Annotated in this window: 20 protein-coding genes; 7 read left to right on the forward strand and 13 right to left on the reverse strand. The window is 56.0% G+C overall.

Going from position 1 to position 21,098, the window contains the following annotated elements:
- Positions 1 to 43 precede the first annotated feature (43 nt).
- The 4 genes from CMO10_RS06140 to CMO10_RS06155 form a co-directional block, all read right to left on the reverse strand.
- Positions 44 to 1,309, reverse strand: a complete 1,266-nt coding sequence (locus CMO10_RS06140) for an ABC transporter substrate-binding protein (protein WP_297019691.1) — start codon at positions 1,307 to 1,309, stop codon at positions 44 to 46.
- 16 nt (positions 1,310 to 1,325) lie between these two features.
- Complete coding sequence (locus CMO10_RS06145) at positions 1,326 to 2,450, reverse strand: ABC transporter ATP-binding protein (protein ID WP_297019696.1); 1,125 nt, start codon at positions 2,448 to 2,450, stop codon at positions 1,326 to 1,328.
- The gene (locus tag CMO10_RS06150; RefSeq protein WP_044829480.1) at positions 2,447 to 3,232 is read right to left on the reverse strand and encodes a DeoR/GlpR family DNA-binding transcription regulator; all 786 of its coding nucleotides are present in this window, start codon (positions 3,230 to 3,232) and stop codon (positions 2,447 to 2,449) included. The genes CMO10_RS06145 and CMO10_RS06150 overlap by 4 nt, the downstream gene beginning before the upstream one ends.
- A 256-nt stretch (positions 3,233 to 3,488) precedes the next feature.
- The gene (locus CMO10_RS06155; protein ID WP_297019700.1) at positions 3,489 to 4,073 is read right to left on the reverse strand and encodes an LOG family protein; all 585 of its coding nucleotides are present in this window, start codon (positions 4,071 to 4,073) and stop codon (positions 3,489 to 3,491) included.
- 346 nt (positions 4,074 to 4,419) lie between these two features.
- Here CMO10_RS06155 and CMO10_RS06160 point away from each other — a divergent pair, with 346 nt between their 5' ends.
- From CMO10_RS06160 to pssA, 4 genes are all read left to right on the forward strand, one after another.
- The gene (locus CMO10_RS06160) at positions 4,420 to 5,391 is read left to right on the forward strand and encodes a hypothetical protein (RefSeq protein WP_297019703.1); all 972 of its coding nucleotides are present in this window, start codon (positions 4,420 to 4,422) and stop codon (positions 5,389 to 5,391) included.
- A 220-nt stretch (positions 5,392 to 5,611) separates the two neighbouring features.
- Positions 5,612 to 6,712, forward strand: a complete 1,101-nt coding sequence (locus tag CMO10_RS06165) for an Ig-like domain-containing protein (RefSeq protein ID WP_297019706.1) — start codon at positions 5,612 to 5,614, stop codon at positions 6,710 to 6,712.
- 154 nt (positions 6,713 to 6,866) lie between these two features.
- The gene (locus CMO10_RS06170) at positions 6,867 to 7,589 is read left to right on the forward strand and encodes a phosphatidylserine decarboxylase (protein ID WP_297019709.1); all 723 of its coding nucleotides are present in this window, start codon (positions 6,867 to 6,869) and stop codon (positions 7,587 to 7,589) included.
- On the forward strand, positions 7,589 to 8,449 hold the full coding sequence (pssA, locus tag CMO10_RS06175) for a CDP-diacylglycerol--serine O-phosphatidyltransferase (RefSeq protein WP_008890307.1): 861 nt from the start codon (positions 7,589 to 7,591) through the stop codon (positions 8,447 to 8,449). Before CMO10_RS06170 ends, pssA begins: the two co-directional genes overlap by 1 nt.
- Positions 8,450 to 8,498: 49 nt before the next feature.
- On the opposite strand, the gene CMO10_RS06180 is transcribed toward pssA, so the two are convergent.
- Positions 8,499 to 9,209, reverse strand: a complete 711-nt coding sequence (locus tag CMO10_RS06180; protein WP_297019712.1) for a hypothetical protein — start codon at positions 9,207 to 9,209, stop codon at positions 8,499 to 8,501.
- On the opposite strand from CMO10_RS06180, the gene CMO10_RS06185 reads away from it, so the two are divergent.
- Complete coding sequence (locus CMO10_RS06185; protein ID WP_297019716.1) at positions 9,199 to 9,465, forward strand: hypothetical protein; 267 nt, start codon at positions 9,199 to 9,201, stop codon at positions 9,463 to 9,465. The two genes, CMO10_RS06180 and CMO10_RS06185, sit on opposite strands and share 11 nt — an antisense overlap.
- A 222-nt stretch (positions 9,466 to 9,687) precedes the next feature.
- Here CMO10_RS06185 and CMO10_RS06190 read toward each other — a convergent pair whose 3' ends face one another.
- The 4 genes from CMO10_RS06190 to CMO10_RS06205 form a co-directional block, all read right to left on the reverse strand.
- Positions 9,688 to 10,623, reverse strand: a complete 936-nt coding sequence (locus tag CMO10_RS06190; protein ID WP_297019719.1) for a TIGR02285 family protein — start codon at positions 10,621 to 10,623, stop codon at positions 9,688 to 9,690.
- A gap of 258 nt (positions 10,624 to 10,881) precedes the next feature.
- Positions 10,882 to 14,076, reverse strand: coding sequence for an efflux RND transporter permease subunit (locus CMO10_RS06195; RefSeq protein ID WP_297019723.1), 3,195 nt, complete (start codon positions 14,074 to 14,076; stop codon positions 10,882 to 10,884).
- A 24-nt stretch (positions 14,077 to 14,100) separates the two neighbouring features.
- On the reverse strand, positions 14,101 to 15,288 hold the full coding sequence (locus CMO10_RS06200; RefSeq protein ID WP_297019725.1) for an efflux RND transporter periplasmic adaptor subunit: 1,188 nt from the start codon (positions 15,286 to 15,288) through the stop codon (positions 14,101 to 14,103).
- A 117-nt stretch (positions 15,289 to 15,405) separates the two neighbouring features.
- A complete protein-coding gene (locus CMO10_RS06205) occupies positions 15,406 to 15,990 on the reverse strand; it encodes a PadR family transcriptional regulator (protein ID WP_044829472.1) in 585 nt (194 codons plus the stop codon).
- A 382-nt stretch (positions 15,991 to 16,372) separates the two neighbouring features.
- On the opposite strand from CMO10_RS06205, the gene CMO10_RS06210 reads away from it, so the two are divergent.
- A complete protein-coding gene (locus CMO10_RS06210; protein ID WP_297019730.1) occupies positions 16,373 to 17,683 on the forward strand; it encodes a helix-turn-helix domain-containing protein in 1,311 nt (436 codons plus the stop codon).
- A 39-nt stretch (positions 17,684 to 17,722) separates the two neighbouring features.
- Positions 17,723 to 18,397, forward strand: a complete 675-nt coding sequence (locus tag CMO10_RS06215; protein ID WP_297019733.1) for a methyltransferase family protein — start codon at positions 17,723 to 17,725, stop codon at positions 18,395 to 18,397.
- 18 nt (positions 18,398 to 18,415) lie between these two features.
- On the opposite strand, the gene CMO10_RS06220 is transcribed toward CMO10_RS06215, so the two are convergent.
- From CMO10_RS06220 to queC, 4 genes are all read right to left on the reverse strand, one after another.
- Complete coding sequence (locus CMO10_RS06220) at positions 18,416 to 18,748, reverse strand: hypothetical protein (RefSeq protein ID WP_297019736.1); 333 nt, start codon at positions 18,746 to 18,748, stop codon at positions 18,416 to 18,418.
- Between the two features lie 305 nt (positions 18,749 to 19,053).
- Positions 19,054 to 19,836: a 7-carboxy-7-deazaguanine synthase QueE gene (gene queE / locus CMO10_RS06225; protein ID WP_297019739.1), complete on the reverse strand. Its 783-nt coding sequence runs from the start codon at positions 19,834 to 19,836 to the stop codon at positions 19,054 to 19,056.
- Positions 19,833 to 20,189, reverse strand: coding sequence for a 6-carboxytetrahydropterin synthase QueD (queD, locus tag CMO10_RS06230; RefSeq protein ID WP_297019743.1), 357 nt, complete (start codon positions 20,187 to 20,189; stop codon positions 19,833 to 19,835). Before queD ends, queE begins: the two co-directional genes overlap by 4 nt.
- Positions 20,190 to 20,342: 153 nt before the next feature.
- A complete protein-coding gene (gene queC / locus CMO10_RS06235; protein WP_297019746.1) occupies positions 20,343 to 21,098 on the reverse strand; it encodes a 7-cyano-7-deazaguanine synthase QueC in 756 nt (251 codons plus the stop codon).

Genomic DNA, 21,098 nt, shown 5'->3' on the forward strand with positions numbered 1-21,098 from the left:
CCGAAGCGGGGTGTTCCCGCTTCGGCGTGCAGATCGGGCGTTCTTAGTGGAAGGCCCGCAGAAGACGGTTGGCTTCGGCCTGGGCATCGCCAAGGGCCTCTTCCGGGGTTTTCTCGCCGGTCAGGGCCGCCTGGATGGCGTTGTTCAGACCTTCGCGAACACGTGCAGTGTCATAGGTCGAGAACTCGGCAACCGAGACTTCAAGCTGATCACGCGCAACCAGTGCCGGCGGGAAGTCCGCGACATAGGATTTCAGCGCATCGGTTTCGTAAGCCGCCGGGGTAACGCCGACATAACCGGTCGCAATCGACCATTCTGCCGCACGTTCCGGTGCGGTCATGTATTTGATCAGCGCCAGCGATGCTTCTTTCTGCTCATCGGTTGAGTCCTTGAACAGATAGAAGTTGCCACCACCGGTCGGCGAGCCCGGCTGTTTGTGTTTCGGCAGCATGGCAACGCCGAAATCAAACTGTGCTTCTCGTTTGACAGCCGAAAGGTTGCCGGTCGAATGCCACATCATGGCCGTCTGACCCTGAACGAAGGCCTGGCGCAGGGTGCCCCATTCAATGGTGCCTTCCGGCATGATTTTTTCTTCGGTTGCAAGGTCGCGCCAGAACTGCAGTGCCTCGACAACGGCCGGATCGTCGAAATAGGTTTCGGTGCCATCACCGCTCATCAGTTCCTTGCCGTTCTGGATGGCAAAGCACTGGAACATCCAGTACGGGTAACCGGTGGACGGAACCATCAGGCCCCATTTGCCGTCTTTCGAAAGCGCCTTGCCGGTGGAAACCAGTTCTTCCCAGGTTTGCGGCGGCATTTCCGGATCAAGACCGGCTGCGCGGAACATGTCCTTGTTGTAGTACATGACAATGGTCGAACGCTGGAACGGGATGCCCCAGGTTTTGCCATCAACATCACCATTGGCCATCAGCGCCGGATAGAAGCCGTTCAGCCATTCCTTGTCTTCTGCGGTTTTGACAACATCATCAAACGGGACAATCAGGTCCTGTTCGATCAGGTCGTAAACGTCGATCGAGAACATGACCGAAAGCTGTGCCGGGTCGCCGCTTTTGATGGCGGAAACCGCACGCAGACGGGTGTCGTCATAGTTGCCGGCATAGATGGCGTTGACTTTGACATCCGGGTTTTCGGACTCAAAACCTTCGATCATGCCGTCAATAACGTTGGTCAGCGGGCCGCCAACAGCGATCGGGTAATACATGGTCAACTCGGTGGCGGCAAAGGCCGGGCTTGCCGCCGTTGCCATCAGTCCGGCTGCGATTGCAGCACTGGTTACGATGTTACGCATGGACAAAAGTTCCCTGTTAAAGTGTCGAAGTTGCAGTGTCAGGTTGAGAGGTGATCTTGGTATCTTGCGCTGATGTGCCCGGTACCGTCGGTGTCAGACGATGACCGCCTTCGCCATCAAACCAGTGGGCCGCAGCGCCAGCCCAACTGAGCGAGACTTTTGTCCCGGGCGAAATTTCAACGCGACCGGGCAGACGGGCGGTGGCCCCCTCGGTGCCCGGGATCGCAACAAAAACAAATGTCTCCGCACCTAGGAATTCACTGCCTGTGACGGTCGCAGGAATGCCGATTTTTATGGCTTTGGGATCGGTGCTCAGGACCAGATCTTCTGGGCGAATGCCAAAGGTGAGGTTGTTGGCGGCAAATCCTTCGGGGATGACCGCGGCCGGGAGGGCATTTGCCGGGATCAGCGTCATGGGCGGGCTTCCGACAAAGCCCGCGGCGAAGGCGGTGGCGGGCTTAAGGTAAAGATCCGCCGGATCACCGACCTGCTCGATCCGGCCATCCTTCATCAGAATGACGATATCGGCCATGCTCATGGCTTCGGTCTGATCGTGGGTGACATAAACAACCGTGATGCCAAGGCGCTGTTGCAGATCACGGATATCCTTGCGCACCGCATGGCGCAGCTTGGCATCAAGGTTCGATAACGGCTCATCCATCAGGCACAGCGGATGACCGGCCACAATCGCGCGTGCCAATGCCACACGCTGGCGCTGTCCGCCGGAAAGCTGGGCTGGTTTGCGGTCCTCATATCCTTCAAGGCCGGTGACGCGCAGCGCATCCTCAAGACGGGTCTTGATCTCGTCCTTTTTGGTTTTGCGGACCTTCAGGCCAAAGACGATGTTTTCCGCCACACTCAAGTGCGGGAACAGAGCATAGGACTGAAACACCATCGACAGGCCGCGTTTCGACGGCGGGGTACTGGTGACGTCCTTGCCACCAATGGCGATGCTTCCCTGATCAGCGGTTTCAAGTCCGGCGATCAGACGCAGGGTCGTCGACTTGCCACAGCCCGATGGGCCCAACAGAACAACAAAGCTTCCGCGCGGAATGTCGAGTGACAGGTCATGCACGCCATTGCCGCCGTTAAACACGCGCGACACGGAATTGATGCGAATAAAGGGGGATTGGTCAGTCATTCGTAATTTTCGCTTTTGGCAATTTGCAGACGTGCGCGAACGTCCTGGCGGTCAAACAACGGATCGAAAACGCCACCCGGGACGCCATCGACCACGATCAGGTCCGGGTCGGTGATGTGTCCGCCCTTGGCCGGGGCGGGGCGGCCAAATTTCGATTGATCGGCAACAAGGATGGAATTGCGGCAATTACCCGCAATCGATTGGCGCAGGGATACTTCGCGATGATCGAAATCGGTCAACGTCCCGTCCGGCTCGATCCCGCCGACGCCAAACAGGCCGAAATCGACCTTGTATTTGTTAAACATCGCCTCGGCCTCGGGACTGATGACATCGCGATCAGGCAGGCGCAGCGTGCCGCCGGGAATGACAATCCGGTTGCCGGTATTGTTGCCCAGCGCCATCGCGGCATTCATGTTGTTGGTAATCACGGTCAGGTTGCGATGATCGACAAGATTAAGCGCCACCAGTTCCAGCGTGCTGCCAATCCCGATCAGGATCGATGCCCCGTCGGGGATCAGGCTTGCGACGTGCAGGGATATGGCGTGCTTGGCGGCGATATTGGTGACCTGGCGGCTGTCATAGGACAGGTTCATGCCCGGTTCACCGGCATATTCAACACCACCATGGCGACGGCGCACCAGATTGGCGTCGCTTAACATATTGACGTCGCGGCGCACGGTTTGCGGGGTAACGTCAAAATGCTCTGCCAGTTTGTCGATGGAGACAAAGCTGTCGCGGCGCAGGATGTCGATGATGTCGCGTTGTCGCGCAGAAATATTCATTTGATCGTTCAATTTGTTGTTTTGAACATTGAAGCGATCATACGCGGCTTCGTTGTCACTAAGATTTCAGAAGCATGACATTCATATGAATATTCAGAAGATGGCGAACGCGGCAGAAAACCGCGCCTTTTCAGGCGATGCTCAAACGAACATCACGGGCAAATTCATCGATTGGTGACGACGCTGTAACAAAAAAAACGCCGCCCGATGTGAAACGGACGGCGTCTTGATGCTTGAATGCGGAGTGATGTTCTGATCAGAACAGTTTTTCGCGCGGGTCAAAGCGCGGGGCCGGCTCGGCGGCAAGCTGTTCAAAGATTTCATCAAGCGTGTTGGCAACGGTATAGAGGTTCTTGTGGCTTGGGCGGGCAAAGCCGTCCTCAATGATGCCGTCAATCATGTCAAAGCACTTGTCCCAATAGCCAAGCGCATTGAGGAACACCATCGGCTTGTCATGAATGCCAAGCTGGCGCAGCGTCATGGCCTCAAACGCCTCGTCCAGGCTGCCAAGGCCGCCAGCAAGGGTGACAAAGGCGTCCGAGCGCCGGAACATCTCGACCTTGCGTTCATGCATGGATTTGCAAACTATCAGTTCGGAAAGGCCGGTATGGCCGACTTCGATATCATCAAGATGGGCCGGAATGATACCCACCACGGTTCCGCCATTTTGCATGACGCCATCTGCCACGGCCCCCATCAGACCGATGCGACCCCCGCCATAAACCAGCGTGATGCCGCGTTCGGCCATCATCTTGCCAAAGGCGATGGCATTTTCCATGTGTCGCGGGTCCTTGCCATCTGACGCACCGCAAAAGACACAGATTGATTTAACTTTAGTCATGGCGACCTGCCTTGTGTTTCTTGTTTCGCAGGTAGCGGAACGGCGCATGATTTGCGCATCGTCCCGTACGGAAAGCGACCTTAACCGATCAAATCACATCTGTGGCAGTAATTTCCGCATGGCAGCATCTGAAATTTAAGTGACATGCCCGTGCCCTGATTTGATCGCCTTTGGCCGTATTGTTGCCAACAGGCTGTGGCAGTGATCGCACTACCTTGGAAACCCTAAGATCGCGCGCTTTTTATCGCAGGGTTAACAAGTTCTGAACCTGATTGTGGGATGGGTAGTTCCTAACGCAGGAAACTGTATTGAGCGTAACCATAAAAAGAAGGCAGGACCGCCCAACGTGTTTGTCGATAGTCCATTCATTCTTGCCATCGTGATATCGGGCATCATTGCCGCTGTTTTGATGCTGGCCTTGTGGCTGGGGCTGGAACGCGCGATTGCGCGCCGCCTTGTGCTGGGCGCGATCATTCCGGCGGTGGCGGTTGCCGTGCCGGCAGCCATCGGTTTGCCCGAAACTGCACGCGGTGGCGTGGGGGCAGCCCTTTTGATGCTTGTGCTTGGCGGTATCTGCGGCGCGATTATGGACTTTTCCCGACTGTCGGAACGCATATCGCTTGGCGTTGCCGGGGTGATCCTGTTGCTGGGCGCCTGGCTGGTGTTGGCTGCGCCAATCAGCGGGCTTTCATACCATCCCGGTGCGATCCAGATCATTGCCTGGCTGGCGTTTCTGATTGTTGGCGGTTGTTTCCTGTGGGTGACGCGACCGGACTTCTCCGAAGATGATGACGAGGCCGCCAAACCGGCCAGAGGCAAAAAGACCAAGACGGCCAAGACCAAGGCAAGCAAAGCAGATGCGGCGGTTGATATTGTCAATCTCGCAAAGCCGGGACCGGTTGCGGTTTTGATGACACTGGCCTTGGGGCAGGGGATCATCGTTTACCTGTTCGGGTTAAGTGATTTTGTCGTCTTGCAGGCCGCCCTGACGGTGGCGTTGATCGTCGCCCTGATTTCGGAAAAGGCAGCACCGCAATACCGTGTTGCGGTCTGGCTTGGTGTTGTCGGTGCGCTGATGGCGGCAGCAGCCAGTGCGATGATCATTGTTCCGGCTTCCTGTCTTGCCTTTGCGGTACTGCTGCTGGTGGTGTCGGGGCGGCAGGCATCGGTCAGGTTGGCCACGCATTTACCAAGTGATAACCCTGCGCAGGCGGTGCTTCTGGGCAGTGTGATCAAGGTTGGCGTGCTGGCCTTGCCACTGATCATTGCGGCCCTTCTTGCCTATGTCGGTGCCGAAATGGCAGCCCGAGCCGTTTGAGGCGAAGGTTGACTCGGGGCGAGTAGACTGATTCTCTTCATCTTTGCCTAACGGTTGCGCTGTATCGTTTGTTCGTTACGTTATGGAAACTGCGCGCTGAAAGTAGTACAAGTTTCTAATTAACGTGCTCGGACGAGTTGTTTGAGGGGAATATGGCAAACAATTTCAGTGTCTTGAGCGCGACCGTTAAAAACATAAACATCGTTCAAGGATATTTCCGGTGAAGCGACCCTATATCCTCGTCATTGTCGGCGTTGTACTGATCATTGCAGCGATTGCGCTGAACTACATGCTGACCAAGAGTGCGGATGAAGAAACCGCACCGGCAGTCACCCAGGCGCCAGCAGTTGCGACTGAAACGACGCCAAGCGAACCGGCATCCGAGCCGGAAAGCGCTGCACCCGAAATTACCAATCCAAGCTTTGATGTCGTGCGCATCGGTCCGGATGGAAATGCCGTGATCGCCGGTCGCGCCGAGCCCAACAGCACGATCCGTATCCGCGAAGGCGACGAAGTGATTGGCGAAGCCACCGCTGATGAGCGCGGCGAATGGGTTGTTCTGCCCAACAAGCCGCTGGCAAGTGGCGATCGCGAACTGTCGCTTGAGGCCGAAGATGCCACTGGTACTGTTTCCAAGGCCGAAGACAAGGTCGTTGTCCTGATCCCTGAGGAAGAGGCTGCGCCGGTATCCGAAGACACCACCGAAACTGCCGAGGCAGCTGAGAGCGCACCGGAAAGCGAAAAGCAGCCTGTGATCGCGCTTAAGGTACCGGCCGAAGGCAATGGCGCGGCAACCGTCATGCAGGGCCCGGCACCAGAAGCCGCATCTGCAACCGAAGAAACCGATACCCCGGATGCAACCCTGCCGCGACTGTCGATTGATATTGTCGATTACGACACCGAAGGCCGCGTTGCGATGTCAGGCAAGGCGGATTTGGACCACACCGTTCGGATCTATCTTGATAACAAGCATGTCGGAACCGCCCCGGCCGATGAAAACGGCAACTGGGCACTGACCATCGGCGAGCCGATCGAGCCGGGCAATTACACCATGCGTGCCGATCAGCTTGATAGCGCTGGTACCGTGACCGCACGTGTTGAAATTCCGTTCGAACGCGCAAGACCGGACCAGATTCTTGAGCCGGGTTCACGCTATGTCGTTCAGCCGGGCAACAGCCTGTGGCGTATTGCGCGTCGCACGTATGGCGAAGGCCTGAAATACTGGGTGATCTATCATCAGAACCGCAACCAGATCCGCGATCCTGACCTGATTTACCCGGGGCAGATTTTTGCACTGCCGAACGAAGAAATTCAGCAATAAGCATCACTTTTCTTTGCGAGGGGCAAAGCACATGGTAAGTGTGTTTTGCCCCTTTTAAGTTTGGGGCCAAACAGTTTGACGCGGGTTGCGTTGCCCTTTGTCATCACTAGATGGTAGGAAAGCGCCCGCACGGTACCAATGGTACCAAATTGATATGCCCAACCATGGCAACCAGGGAATTAAGACTTTGAAATCCGTTCTTGTGCCGATCAATCCGGAAGGCTGGAAATTCGTTGCGATCTTTGCAGCGATCACTGTGGGCTTGTTCCTGATTGCGGAACCGCTGGGCTGGATCGGCGTGATCCTGACACTTTGGTGCGCATATTTCTTCCGCGACCCGGATCGTATTACGCCCACCGATGAAAATCTGGTGATTTCCCCGGCAGATGGCCGCGTTTGCATGATTTCGCAAGCGCCGCTGCCCAAGGAACTTGAACTTGACGACAAGACCCCGCGTACGCGTGTGTCGATCTTCATGAATGTGTTCAACGTCCATGTGAACCGCTGCCCGGTCAATGGCGAAATCGTTGGCGAGGCCTATGTACCCGGCAAGTTCGTCAATGCCGAACTCGACAAGGCATCGGAAAACAACGAGCGCCAGATCCTTCTTGTCCGTGACAAGGAAGGCCGCGAGTTCGGTGTGGTTCAGATCGCCGGTCTGGTTGCGCGCCGTATTCTGTGTGATGTCGGTACCGGTTCGCAGCTGAAAGCGGGTGAACGTTTCGGTCTGATCCGCTTTGGCTCGCGCGTGGATGTGTATCTGCCCGAAGGTGTCTCGCCCAACGTGATTGTTGGGCAAACGACGATTGCCGGTGAAACCGTCCTTGCTGATGTCTCGGCCAAGGGCAAGGACGCCGCAGCCGGGGAGATCCGATAATGGCAGGCGGCATCGATCCCGTTCGTCGTCCCCGTCGTTTCAAGGCGATGTCGCTGACGCGACTTGTGCCGAACGTTGCGACGATCATGGGGATGTGTGCCGGTCTGACCTCGATCCGCTTTGCGATGCAGGATCGTTGGGAGGCCGCCGTTGCCGCCATTCTGATTGCGGGGATCATTGACGGTCTTGATGGCCGCCTTGCCCGCATGCTCAACGCATCCAGCCGCTTTGGCGGCGAACTCGACAGCTTGTCCGACTTTGTCTGCTTTGGCGTTGCACCGGCCATGATGCTGTATTTCTGGTCGCTCCATGAATTTGGCGGCATTGGCTGGGCATTGTCGCTTCTGTTTGCGGTTTGCATGATGCTGCGTCTGGCGCGCTTCAATACGCAGATGCTGGGCGAACCTGAGCTGCCAACATGGGCCTACCGGTTCTTTACCGGGGTTCCGGCCCCGGCGGCAGCCGCCCTTGCCATGTGGCCGATTGTTCTGACCTTTCAGTTTGGCGAAGGCATCTTTGATAGCCCCTATATCGTCGCACCCTATGGTGTGATCATTGCGGGCCTGATGGTGTCGCGTCTGCCGACATTCAGCTTCAAGAAGGTCAAGGTGCCGCGCGCATGGGTGCTGCCGTTGATGTTGGCGTTTGGTGCATCGGTGGCGTTTCTGGTGTCCTCGCCGTGGCTGACCCTTTCGGCCATTGCCGCGATCTATTTTATCACCTTCCCACTGTCCTATCGTTCTTATCGTCGTATGGGGGTTGAGAACCAGCAGCGTCAGGACAAGGAAGATGAAGAAGACGATGATGGTGAACCCGATGACGATCCCGAAGAGGGATTGAACCGCGTCCATCAGAACTGATCATCAGATCAAAAGATCAAAAGAAAAGCCGGCATATATGCCGGCTTTTTTATTGCGTTTCGCCGATCAAGGTGCGGAAGTATTCAGCATCGGTTGTTGTCAGATGCGTCATATAGCTTTCAGCAAGTTCAATCGGTGAGATGTCAGCCACGATCGTGTTGATTTTTCCGATAATGTCACGACCTGCTTTAGTGTCGCTACAAGCAACTTTGGCGTGAAGAATGTCGGGCACCTCGGCAATTGGAAGCGACGTGAAATCGTGATCGTGCACGTTATTACCAAATAGATAACCCGCTTCGATGGGATATGCGAGAAACCAGTCGATCCTGCCAAGTTCGAGCATCTTTGCGAAATCCGCATGTTGGCGGGTTTTTTGAATATGCGCCCCGAAGCCGTTTGTCCGGATCGCCTTATCAATTTGACGGCCATAGGACCGACCTGCTTCGATGGCAGGTGAAAATGCCTGTTCCTTGAGAAGTTCTGTCAGGGACACTTCACCGGCATCATCAATAAAGGGGGAGAAATCAGAGGCGCGTTTGGCCGATACAATCACCGAAATTGGCAGCATGGAAAGAATTGTGTCGCTAAACACAAACTCCTGCGTGCGGTGGTCAGTTTCCAAAAGGCCCGGTATGCAAATAGTTTGGTTTTGCGTGACACCAGCCCTTCGCATGGATGCGAATGCGCGACCGCGCGGTTTGACTTCAAGACGGATGCTGTAGTTCGGCAGGCGGTTGATCAGATGTTCGATGCTGGTCATTCCAAAGCCGGACAACTTCCCATCTTTGATTTCGATCGCAGGCGGAACCGTGTCGAGCAACCAGAGGATGTCTTGCTTTGGTGTGGGCGTGGTAGCACTTGATGCAGGCCCCGGCGCGACTGTCTTTTCAGATGCAGAAATTACCGATGGCATGATTGAGGTCGCAAATGTGACCGCGGCAGCAATGGCATTTTTGACAGAAAGTTTTGGTATTGAACGAGATGCAGGCATTCAGGTTTGGCGCAACGGGCTTTGAGTTTTTGGGTAAATCAGGCGGCAAATCGGTTCTTTTGAAACAACACCGGATTTGGGTCGCGGGGGTGATACCCGATGGACTGATGTTCGGCAACCTGTCTTGCCTGCATGGCAGCCCCCAGCATTTGGGGAAATCGGATTAAGGCATTGGGGACTATGAGGAATGTGCGCAGCGGGTAATTTCAAACTGGATTGGCTTGGGAAAACCAGCTGCTGTTTCTGACTATTGCGCGGTGGAAGGACTGTATTCCAGCCGGGTTTCGAAATGTTCGGCGTGGATGTATTGGTCACGCGCGGCATTGAACCATTCACGGTCATTGGGGCCCAGCCAGTTAGCATAAAACTCCGTCCAGGGCATGGTCGGGTTGTCATCGACGATGGTGTTGATTTCGGCAATTGCCTTTTGACCGGCGGGCGTTTTCGCGCAGCCAATTGTGGCTTCAAGCAAGGTGGTGTTGCCGGCAATCGGCAGGGCCTTGATTTCAAGCTCGGGCGTTTGGGTGCGGCGGTAATATTCGGCTTCGGATGGGAAATAAAGCGTCCAGTCGATGCGTTTGAGGTCCAGCATCCGAACGAACTTGGTGTCTTCGGCAACCTGCATGACCTGATGGGTGTCGCGGAACCGGTTCAGATGACCGTCGACGCGCGATCCATAGGCCCGACCGATGCGCACTGCCGTTGAGAGGCTTTCGTCTGCGAGAAGGCGGTCCAGCTCAATATGGCCTTCCTTGTTCAGATAAGGCGTAAAGCGGTCTTCATCCTCTGCCCGAATGACAATCGAGATCGGCAGATGCAGCAGGATGGTTTTGGCAAAGGTGATATATTCGCGCCGCTCCGGGGTCGGGATCAGCGTTGTCGAGCAGCGCAAAGCCCCTTCGCCGTTTTTCATTTCGGCCAGAAGGCGGGCAAGCGGCACATGAAGAACGTCGTGACGATATTGCGGTAGCTGGGCGGCAAACCAGTTCTGGGTATCGGCAGCATAGCCGGTCAACTGGCCTTGCTCATGGATAAAGGCCGGGGCAAAGGCGGGAACCGCCCAGGTAAAGGATTGATCTTCCGGGCTATTCTGTGCCATCGCGCCATCAGAGATCAATGCGCCAAGCGCACAGGCAATGCCAAAGACCTTTGGTCGCGCGTTATGCCAGAGAGCCGATACCATGCAGTTCCTTTGATTCCGGCGGAAATCAGTTGTGAAGAATGACGCTAAAATACTTCTAAAATCCTTAGGAAAGTGTGTATTCGCTATGCTGATCTGATCATCCATGAATATAAAATCATATAGTTATGAAGTAATGATGTATCAAGCGCAGCTTGCTCATCCTGTGTTGTGCCGGGGATAAAAAGTCACCGGCCCCCGGGGAAGGGGGCCGGTGTAACCGCGCGGCGGGGTCGGGGGAAAAAGCGCGCGGCTATAGGGTTAGCTGGTCTGATCCGTCGGGCCTTTTGGCAGGCCTGAGCTGAACGGCTTTGCAAGGTGCGGCCGGATCTTTCGCATCAGCCCGCCCAGCTTGTGATGCGCCATCAGCGCACAGGGCGTGAAGACCAGCGTTAGGGCGGTGGCAAAGGCCAGACCAAACGCGATCGAGGTCGAAAGTTGCACCCACCATTGCGTGGAAGGTGCGCCAACCGACACATCGCGCGCAGCAAAGTCGATATTGATCTGCAGCACCATCGGCACCAGACCCAGAATGGTCGTCACCGTGGTCAGCATCACCGGACGCAGACGCTGTGCACCGGTTTGCAGGATGGCCGCTTCGATGCTGCTGGCGGTGTGTTTGAGCCGGTCGAACGTATCGATCAGAACGATGTTGTTGTTCACGACAATCCCGGCCAGTGCGACAATACCGATCCCGTTCATGACAATTGAAAAGGCCTGCCCGGTCAGCATCAATCCAAGGAACACGCCCGCCGTCGACATGATGATTGCGATCATGATCAGAAGCGAGCTTGAGATGCTGTTGAACTGGGTGACCAGAATGATGAACATGATGAACAGCGCCACCGAGAAGGCGTTTTTCAGGAAGTCGGCCGACTTTTTCTGTTCTTCATCCTGACCCTTGAATTCGACCGAAATGCGCGGGTCGATCTCAAGGGTGCTCATCCAGTCTTTGACCTCACCAAGCTTGGTATCAACCAGAACACCTTCCTGCACGTCGGCCTTGACGGTCAGGGTGCGGCGGCTATCAACGCGATGGAGTGTGCCGGTCTTGGGCATGGGCGTGCGTTTGATAAAGTTGGCCATCGGCACCAAACCCTTGTCCGTCACGATTTTGAGGTTTTGCAATTCCTCAAGCGAGCGATATTTTGCCGGGTAACGTCCGACAATATCGATCTCCTCGGTCGAATCATCCGGGCGATAGGTCGAGAAATTGATGCCGTTGGTCACCAGTTTGACGACATTGCCAATCTGGGTGATATCGGCCCCGAATTTCAGTGCCTGCGCCCGGTCAACGCTATATTCCCAGTCAATACCGGGTGGCGATTTGCCGTCTTCGAAGTTGTAAAGGCCGCCCATGCCCTGAAGGCCCGTCATCAGCATGGTCGCAGTCTGATCAAGCAATTCCGGATAGAAGGACCGCAGCTGGATCTGGATGTCCTTGCCTTGCGGCGGGCCTGCTTCCTGTGCACGGACCTCGATCTGGATACCAGCCAGATCGGCGGTATCGGCCAGAATGCGCTTTTCGATTTCACTCGCCTTGGGGCGGGTTTGCCAATCGGCATATTCAAGCTGAACGACACCAATCACGTCTTCGGCGGCTTCGTTGCCGCCTGCACCGGAACCGGAACGGGCATAGACGGTATCAAACCAGTTCTCGCCTTCATGATGGGTATCAAGGGCCAGAATGCGGTTTTCAACTTCGCGCAGCAGGGTGTCCTGCTGGTAATAGGACATGTTACCGCGTGCACGGACCTGAACAATGGCGACTTCGGGTTCGACGGACGGGAAGAACTCGACACCCTTGCCAAGTTGGCCAAATGCCGCCCAGACAGAAATCAGAACCACAAAGGCCGCAGGCACAATCAGCCAATAGAACCGCAGACAGGCTTTAAGCATCCGGACATAAACGCCGGTGCCGCCTTTGACCTTTTCGATGTCATCGCCGTGATCGGCTGCAATGGCTTCGAGGCTTTCATTGTTCGGGCTGCCCGGTTTACCAAACCATGCGCCCACGGTGGGCACAAAGATCAGGGCCATGGCAAGCGATGCGGTCAGGGTGAACAGCACCGTGATCGGCAGGAACTTCATGAATTCGCCAACCACATCCGGCCAGAAGGCCAGCGGCAAGAAGGCGGCAAGCGTGGTAGCAGTCGATGCAATGATCGGAAGCGCCATGCGTTTGGCCGCAAGCGGGTAGGCTTGCTTCCGATGCAGGCCTTCGATCATTTTGCGGTCGGCATATTCGGTGACAACAATCGCACCATCAACCAGCATCCCGACTGCGAGAATAAGGCTGAACAGAACAACGATATTCACCGTCATCCCCAGCGCCCACAGCACAAGGATCGCGGTCAGGAACGAACCCGGAATGGCAAGGCCGACCAAAAGGCCAGACCGCCAGCCAAGCGACCAGATGACGACCACCATCACCAGCAGGATCGCAAGGATCACGCTGTTTTGCAGATCGGTCAGCATGGTGCGGATGTCAGATGACTTGTCCTGCGAATAGCTGATCGTCAGGTTGGGCGGGAAGGCTTGCTGGGCCTCGGCCGTGGTAGCCTTGATGGCATCGATAACTTCGATGATGTTTTCGCCAACACGTTTGGAAACCTCGATCGCAATTGCCGGTTCACCATTAAGGCGCGCAAAGCTTTCGGCATCCTTGAAGGTCCGGCGGACATCACCGATATCGCGGAAGCGGATAACGGAATCGCCATCGACCAGAAGCGGCATATCAAGGATATCATTCACGCTTTCAAAAAGGCCGGGAACCTTGATGTTAAAGCGGCCACTGCCGGTATCAACCGCGCCAGCCGCGACCAGCGCGTTGGAGTTGCGCACCAGGGTGACGATGTCGACACCATTAAGGCGATAGGCCTCTATCTTCATCGGGTCGATAATGAATTCGACCAGTTCTTCACGCTCGCCCGCGAGATTGGCTTCAAGCACGGCAGGCAGGCCTTCAATCGCGTCCTTCAGGTCACGCGCCATGCGCAGCAATGCACGTTCGGGCACGTCCCCCGAAAGGGTCACGACCAGAACCGGGAACAGCGACAGGTTGACCTCGTGAACTTCGGGGTCGTCGGTTTCATCGGGCAGTTCGGATTTGGCAATATCGACCCGTTCGCGAACATCTGCCAGTGCCTCGTCAATCTCGACATCCGAATAGAATTCAAGCGTGACCGATGCGCCGTCCTGATAGGCTTGCGATCGCATTTCCTTCACGCCTTCGATGGAACGCAGTTCCTGTTCCATCGGGCGCAAAAGAAGGCGTTCGGCATCTTCGGGCGAGACCCCGTCATGATGCATGGTGACGTACAGAACCGGGATCTGTACATCCGGGTCGGCTTCCTTGGGGATGGTGTTATAGCCAACCCAACCTGTAACAAGTAGCAGGACCAGAACCAGAATGACGGTGCGCGAACGATTAAGCGCGTGATCAATCAGGGACATTTTTCATCTCCTCATGATACGCGCTTACTGCGCGGCATTTTCCGACAGGGTGGTGGCAGTATCTTCAGCCCCGGGAACAGCGCCGGGGGCTTCGCTATCCTGCATGATCGGCAGGCCGTCCTTGTCGGTTTCAAGATGGACAACATCGACTGTCGCACCTTCCTTGACCCAGTCATGGCCAACCACGATCAGTTCGAACTCTTCGGGCAGACCGCCGATCCAGATGCGCTCACGCGTGCCGCCTTGAAGTTCAACCGGCAGGAAATCGACCTTGTTGTCATCAACGATCGAACGAACACCAAGCTCGCCCGCGTCATTCAATGTCAGGACAGAAGACGTCACCAGATGAGCACGCTTGGTGCCGACCGGAATTTCAAGTTCGGCCGTCATGCCATCGGGAATGCGCAGATCGGCATTATCGATCTCCACCTCAACCCGGAAGGTGCGGGTGTCGTTATCTGAAACGCGCGCGGTATAGCGCACGATGCCGTCATGGGTGCTGCCATCAAACAGGGTGACATTGGCAAGCTGGCCAAGATCAATCGCACGGATTGAATGTTCCGGCACCTGGGCCACCACCAGCATCGGGTCACCCTGAATAAGGGTCGCGACCGGATCACCGATGGACAGAAGGTCACCGACCTCGGCCGGGCGTTCTTCGACAATGCCATCAAACGGCGCGCGGATTTCGGTATTGCCGAGTTCCGTGCGGGCAATGGTCAGGTCGGCCCGGGCTTCTTCGAGAAGGGCAAGCGCCTCGGCAACGCCGGTTTTGGAGCGGTAGTTTTTCTCAGCCAGGCTTTCAGCTGCCGAATGTTCGAGTTCACGCTGGGCGACAAGGGCACGCGCCTTAGCAACGCGGGCCTGACGGTCCCCGACTTCAAGGCGGGCAATCAGATCGCCCTTTTGGACTGCCTGACCCTTGATCGCGCCGATTTCAATTACGCGCGCTTCGGTTTCGGCACGGATATCAACAGAAATGACCGCTTCGGTCCGCCCGGTAATGCGGAGGTGATCCACATGATCGACTGCACGGCTGGTGATCGTGCGCACGCTGGCATGTGGTTTGGTTGCCGCATTTTCGCTTGCCGGGTTTGCGGGTGCGCTTTGTTCGCTTTGCACAGGCGCATCATCGCCGGTCAAATAGGCGCTGCCGATCCATATAACGGTCCCAACGACCAGTAGAATGGCGATCAGGCGTGAAGCATTCATTGTTCTGTTCCCTCAAATCTTCCGTTGCCGGAATGCGTCAGTGGCTCTTGGTTGGGCACGTCTGGCACTTGGTATTTCTGGCTGGGCAATCTTGTGTGCTGCCTAGGGTAAAGTCGCTTACGACTTGTTGGCCTTGCGATTTCTTAATTCATCAAGCAGGCCTTGCTTGTTTTCGCGAATAAACTTCAAGGTCGCTTCGCACATGGCCTGACCCAGCCCGGCGACAAAGCAACAGCCTGGTTTTGGTGTGCCGTCTTCGTCGCGGCCATGGGATGTCTGCGGGGCCGGCTTGTCGGGGTTTTCCGGATCGATCTGCATGCTCATCATTTCATGACGGGCGGCAAATTCATCAATTAGGGCCTCGGTCAGCTCGATCGGCATTTCCTCGGCAAAGGTCAGCATGAACAGGATATCAGAACGGTATCGATCTTCGGCCGGACGGGTTTGCAAAAGGGTACGCAGGAATGTGCGACGGCCTTCTTGCGTCAGCTGATAAATCTTCTTGTCCGGCCGGTTTTCCTGTTCATGTTCGACAAAGGTCACCAGACCATCCTGGGTCAGCTTGGTCAGCGCCGGATAGATCGAGCCAAGGGACGCGATTTGAAAATGGCTGAACGTGCCATCCTCAAACATTTTGCGGATTTCATATCCAGTTGCCTCGCCGCCCATCAGGGCACCCAGACATAAAGTTCGTACGTCCATTGTGTCGTCTATCCTTGTTGCTTCCCCCGAATTGACCGCGCCTTGATGGGGGAAGTTATCAAAGCAACTGTATCAATTCGATATATATCGGACTATCATATATCAATTCGATATAGTCAATCGAATATGATGGAACTTTTTATGACAGCCCTTCAATCTGGACGATCCGGACATGGATCGTGTTACATCATGATCGGAAATCAATGATGCTGGTCCGGTTCATCTGCTGATCAGATTGGCAAAAATGGCGGGTTGCTGCGTCCGCCTGTGCATAATCGGACGCCGATAGTGTCCGATTGTGTCTATTGAAACGATATAGTCGGCTTGATCGGGGCAAGGTGAGGCCGCCAAAAGTGATTGATGATATCAGGAGCATGCCGGAATGACCGGTTGGACGGATTATGTAAGTGCGATGGTCGCTGCCGTGGGATTGGTGCAGGCGGTGTTCCTGTGTCTGATCCTGCGATCAGAGGGCGCGCGCGCCTTTGGGGCGAACCGCTGGATGATGGTGTTTATTGCGGCGGTTGCATTGAACCTGATTGAAGATGTTGTCGAACCGCTGGTACCAGAAGACATGGGCGGTTTTCTCAATCTGTTTTTCGGGCCGGTCAATTTTGCCATCGCGCCTGCGATTTACCTGTATTTCCGTGAAATTTCCGGCAATCCATCCCGCCGTCCGTGGGGGCATTTTGTCTTGTTACTGGTGGTGTTTAACCTGATCGCCTGGGTCGTGACGCATGGCGGTGGCGGGCAGGTTCTATGGGCCGGGAAATATACCACCGGGGAGTTGGCCGAAGGCTTTTGCTGGGGCGCTATCTTTATCCAGATCACGATTTATCTTGTGTTGCTGTGGCGTATTTCATGCCGCTATCTGAACAAGACCGAAGAACAGCTGGGCGCGGATCGCAAGGCGATACAACGCTGGATCGGCGTGGTTCTGGGTGGTTTGACCTTTGTCTTTATCACGGTCGCGGTCGGCAAGATTGTCGGTCTTTATCTGCCCGATGATCCCGAAATGTTTGGCACCGAAATCGCCTTTGCGCTGGTTCTGTTTGCCATGAGCTATGAAATCGCGACGCAACCGGCCTTGTTCGTTATGGCTGACTGGCCCGCCGATGATACCGATGACGGGATTGTCGATGATGAAGCTGGGCTTGTTGCCGCCAAGGCACCAGACAGCCCGGTGCAGCCACCGGAAACGCGCGCCGTGCCGCTAGCGGATCTGGCAGTTGCGCCAACCGATGCGACGGCGCCGCGCCCGTTGCTTGACCCCGATGGTGTAACCCGTGCATTGGCGCGACTTGATGATATTCAGACGCGCGGGGATATCCTGCTTGATCCGCTGGTGTCCTTGCCAAAGCTTGCCCGTGCGGTCGGGATTACGCCTAATCAGCTTTCCTATGTACTCAACCACCATGTCGGCAAAAGCTTCTTTGATTTCGTCAATGCTGCCCGCGTGGCCGAAGCGCGATCTGTTCTGGTGTTGGAGCCTGATCGGACGATCTTGGACATTGCGTTGAGTGTTGGGTTCAACTCCAAATCGACGTTTAATCTGGCGTTCAAGAAAATCACGGGTGAAACCCCAAGTGCGGTGCGCGAAGCTGCAAGGCAAGCCGCCCTTAAACCGGCCAACCTGTCCGAGCCCGCAACAGAAGGTCCGGATCAACAGCATTGGACGCCAAAGGCCGGGTGATCGCGGATCATGAGGTCCTCTTAACCCAAGGGGGCTTCCATGCATCACGATCAGACTTTATCGACCCACGCGACCGAAGGTATTGCGACCGACATTCCGTCGGTTGATCCTTTGCAAACCATCCAGCGCCGGCGCAAACGAACACTTCGCATCGGGATTGTTGTGCTTTTCGCACTGGTTTGTTGCGCGCGGGCGGGATTTGATCGCAGTACCGCCTGGCATGAGGGGATCGAGGCGATCGGGCTCACGGCGATCCTGATCTGTATCTTTGGGCGGGGCTGGTGTGCGCTTTATATTGGCGGGCGTAAAAAGACGTCGCTCGTGACACTTGGCCCATATTCGATCAGCCGCAACCCGCTTTATGTCTTTAGCTTCATCGGCGCCTTTGGCGCCGGGGCACAGATGGGCAGCCTGATGATGGCGGGATTGTTTGCCTTGGCGTGCTGGTTGGTGTTTCGAAGCGTGGTGGCCCATGAAGAGGCGATGCTGGTCGAGCGGTTCGGGGCGTCTTTTGAGGATTATCGCCAAACTGTCCCGCGATTTGGTCCCAACCTGATGAAATGGCGCGATGCGGAAACCATTAAAGTTAGGCCTGCACTTTTCCTTGTGACCCTGCGCGATGCCTGCTGGTTTTTGATTGCCGCCCCGGTGTTTGAAGGCATCAAGATTTTGCAAGATCAGGGATGGGGGATCACCCTGATCTCGTTGCCATAAGACGGACATGGTGTCCTGTCAGGCGGCAGCATTATCGGTTGGCCTGCCGCCAAAGGATTTGATCATGCGGTTGCGTTCATCTTCGCGCAGGGGATCGGAATCAAGCGCAAGTGCGGCTTCAAGCGTCTGTGGGGCGACCGTCAGGACGTCATTGCCGTCAACCTGATCCTCCTCTGCCCAGAGATGGACGTGGCATTCAAGCTTGATGTAGCTGCGCATGGCGGCATCGGGATCAAGCTTTTCATTGGTGTCGACTTCATACTCGCCAGGCGAAAGCAGCCCGGGATGACCGGGCAGGTGGAACGGATGAAAGAACGTCACCGTACGATGGGTTGTGCGGGTTATGCTCATAATCACGGCTCCTTCGAGCATCCGGAAGATGACCGCCGATGGTGCTGATCTGGTTTTTGTTGTGAATTTGCACCTATCGGGCGCGGGGTCGGGCAGAAACATTCCGCCCGCCTTCTTCCGGCAGGTTAACTTGGCGCTTTTCCCAATGGGTGTGCTCAATCCCCAAGAGAGCCCTTGAATGGCTGTATCACAAAGCGCCTGTTGCCCCGACACCATGGATATCGGTGCCAGTCGCATATATTTTATATGGTACTATAAATTTAAAAGTGCAACTTTTCGGCGCTTTTCAGGATTGTCGATCCAGTTCAAACCCCGCGCAGATTGCCCCAGACATGTACATGCCATTGCGGCAAAACGCGGACATCAAACCATTTGCGCTTGGCGACTTCATCAACCAGCCAGCGATAACGTTCCGTCAGGCCATCAATATCAACACCTTCTGCGCCATCCGGGTGCGGTTCGGCCGGGGTGGTATTCACCGGCTGCAAGCAGACCGGAATGCCAATGTGAAGGTTCCTCACATAATCGGCAAACAGCAGGTCGGTTTCGTCACGGACCGGGAATTTCAGCGTAATCGCCGGACCATCCAGCATGCCATTGGCCTGCGCGGCATCAATACAGGCCGCAAGCGCGTTTGCATCGAAACTTGTCGAGGAACTTGGCGGCTTGGGGCTGATTGTCAGGAAATCGAGATCGGCAAACCAGTTCTTGGCGATGCTGCCTTGGGTTTCAATCGCGAAGGTAAACCCTTCTGCCTTGCCCATGGTGATCAGGTCCCCCAACGGCTGGATCGCAGGATTGCCGCCCGAAAGAGTGATCAGGATCGGCTTGCCGCCCGACAGTCTTTTGACTTCGTCCAGGATTTCGGTCGCAGACATCGGTGTCCAGTCGGCACGAAAGGCCGGATCGACGGCATAAAGTGTGTCGCACCACGAACAGCGGAAATCACAGCCGCCGGTGCGGACAAACACGGTCGGCATGCCGATCAGCGCCCCTTCGCCCTGAACCGTCGGGCCAAAGATTTCCGAGATGCGGATTTTGCCGCGTGCCTCGGAAAGCTCCGCAAGGTTGGGGTCGTGAACCGTCATGGACGATATTCCGCCCAGGTTTTCGGGGTTTCGGAAACACGTACGGCCGAGACTTCGGGCCAGCGATCATGCGCCCAGTCATAGAAAAACAGCGCGAGTTGTTCGGCGGTCGGGTGATCATGGCCCAACACGTCATTGAGGTGCCGGTGATCAAATTCATCATCGATCAGACGTTTGAGCGGGCCAAGTTCGCGGTAGTCGCGGACAAAGCCACGTTCATCAAGGCTGGCACCCTTAAGCTCCACCTCGACGATATAGTTGTGGCCATGCAGACGCGCGCACGGGTGATCTTCCTCAAGGCCGCTCAGCTGGTGGCTTGCGGAAAAGGCGAATTGTTTGGTGATGGTGAACATCGGTTTTCTTTCGGTGTCGTCTTGTCTTGCTGATGGGTGCGCTTGGCCCGAGGTTCCCGCCTTCGCGGGAATGACGGAATTCGTTTGGCAAAACAGCAGCCAAACGTCATGCCCGCGCAGGCGGGCATCCATGTAGCAAGGAAGTTATCAGGGTTACTCGGCCGCGCTGGTGGCGCTGGCGGCTTCGATTTCGCGATTGGCAAGCTGGCGCACGCGGTGGTCTGCACGGGCCTGTTTCCAGTAATCGCGATCAAGATAAACCGTCGGGTCCTTGACCCGGGCCAGCTCAAGCGCCTCGCGCCGTTCAACACAGGTGCCACACCGTCCGCAATGGGTGTCTTCGCCCTTGTAGCAGGACCATGTCAGATCAACTGGAACCCCAAGGCGTCCGGCTTCAAGGGCGATGTCGGCCTTGGAGACATTGACGAACGGGGTATAGAGTTTGACGTCCTTCACTCCTTCAAGCGCATGGTTTTGCATCGCCTGAAAGGCGTTGATGAAATCGGGACGGCAATCGGGATAGATGAAATGATCCCCGCCATGAACAGCCGCGGCAACCGCATCGGCGCCGGCACTGGCGGCGGCCCCAAAGGCAACGGCCAGCATGATGGCATTGCGGTTGGGCACGACGGTAATGCGCATGGTTTCTTCGGCGTAATGGCCATCGGGCACATCGATATCATCACTGGTCAGCGACGATCCGCCCAAAAGCGCACCAACCGGGGTCAGATCAACAATGTGATGTTTCACACCCAGATCGCGTGCGGTGCGGGCGGCGAAATCGAGTTCCTTTTTATGGCGCTGGCCATAATCGAATGAAATCAGGGAATGCAATTTGTGCTCGTTCGCGACCTTATAGGCCAGCGTGACGGAATCCAATCCGCCAGAGCAGACGACAATCGTCTTCAT

The sequence above is a fragment of the Thalassospira sp. genome, from assembly GCF_002709775.1.
Classification (GTDB): Bacteria; Pseudomonadota; Alphaproteobacteria; order Rhodospirillales; family Thalassospiraceae; genus Thalassospira.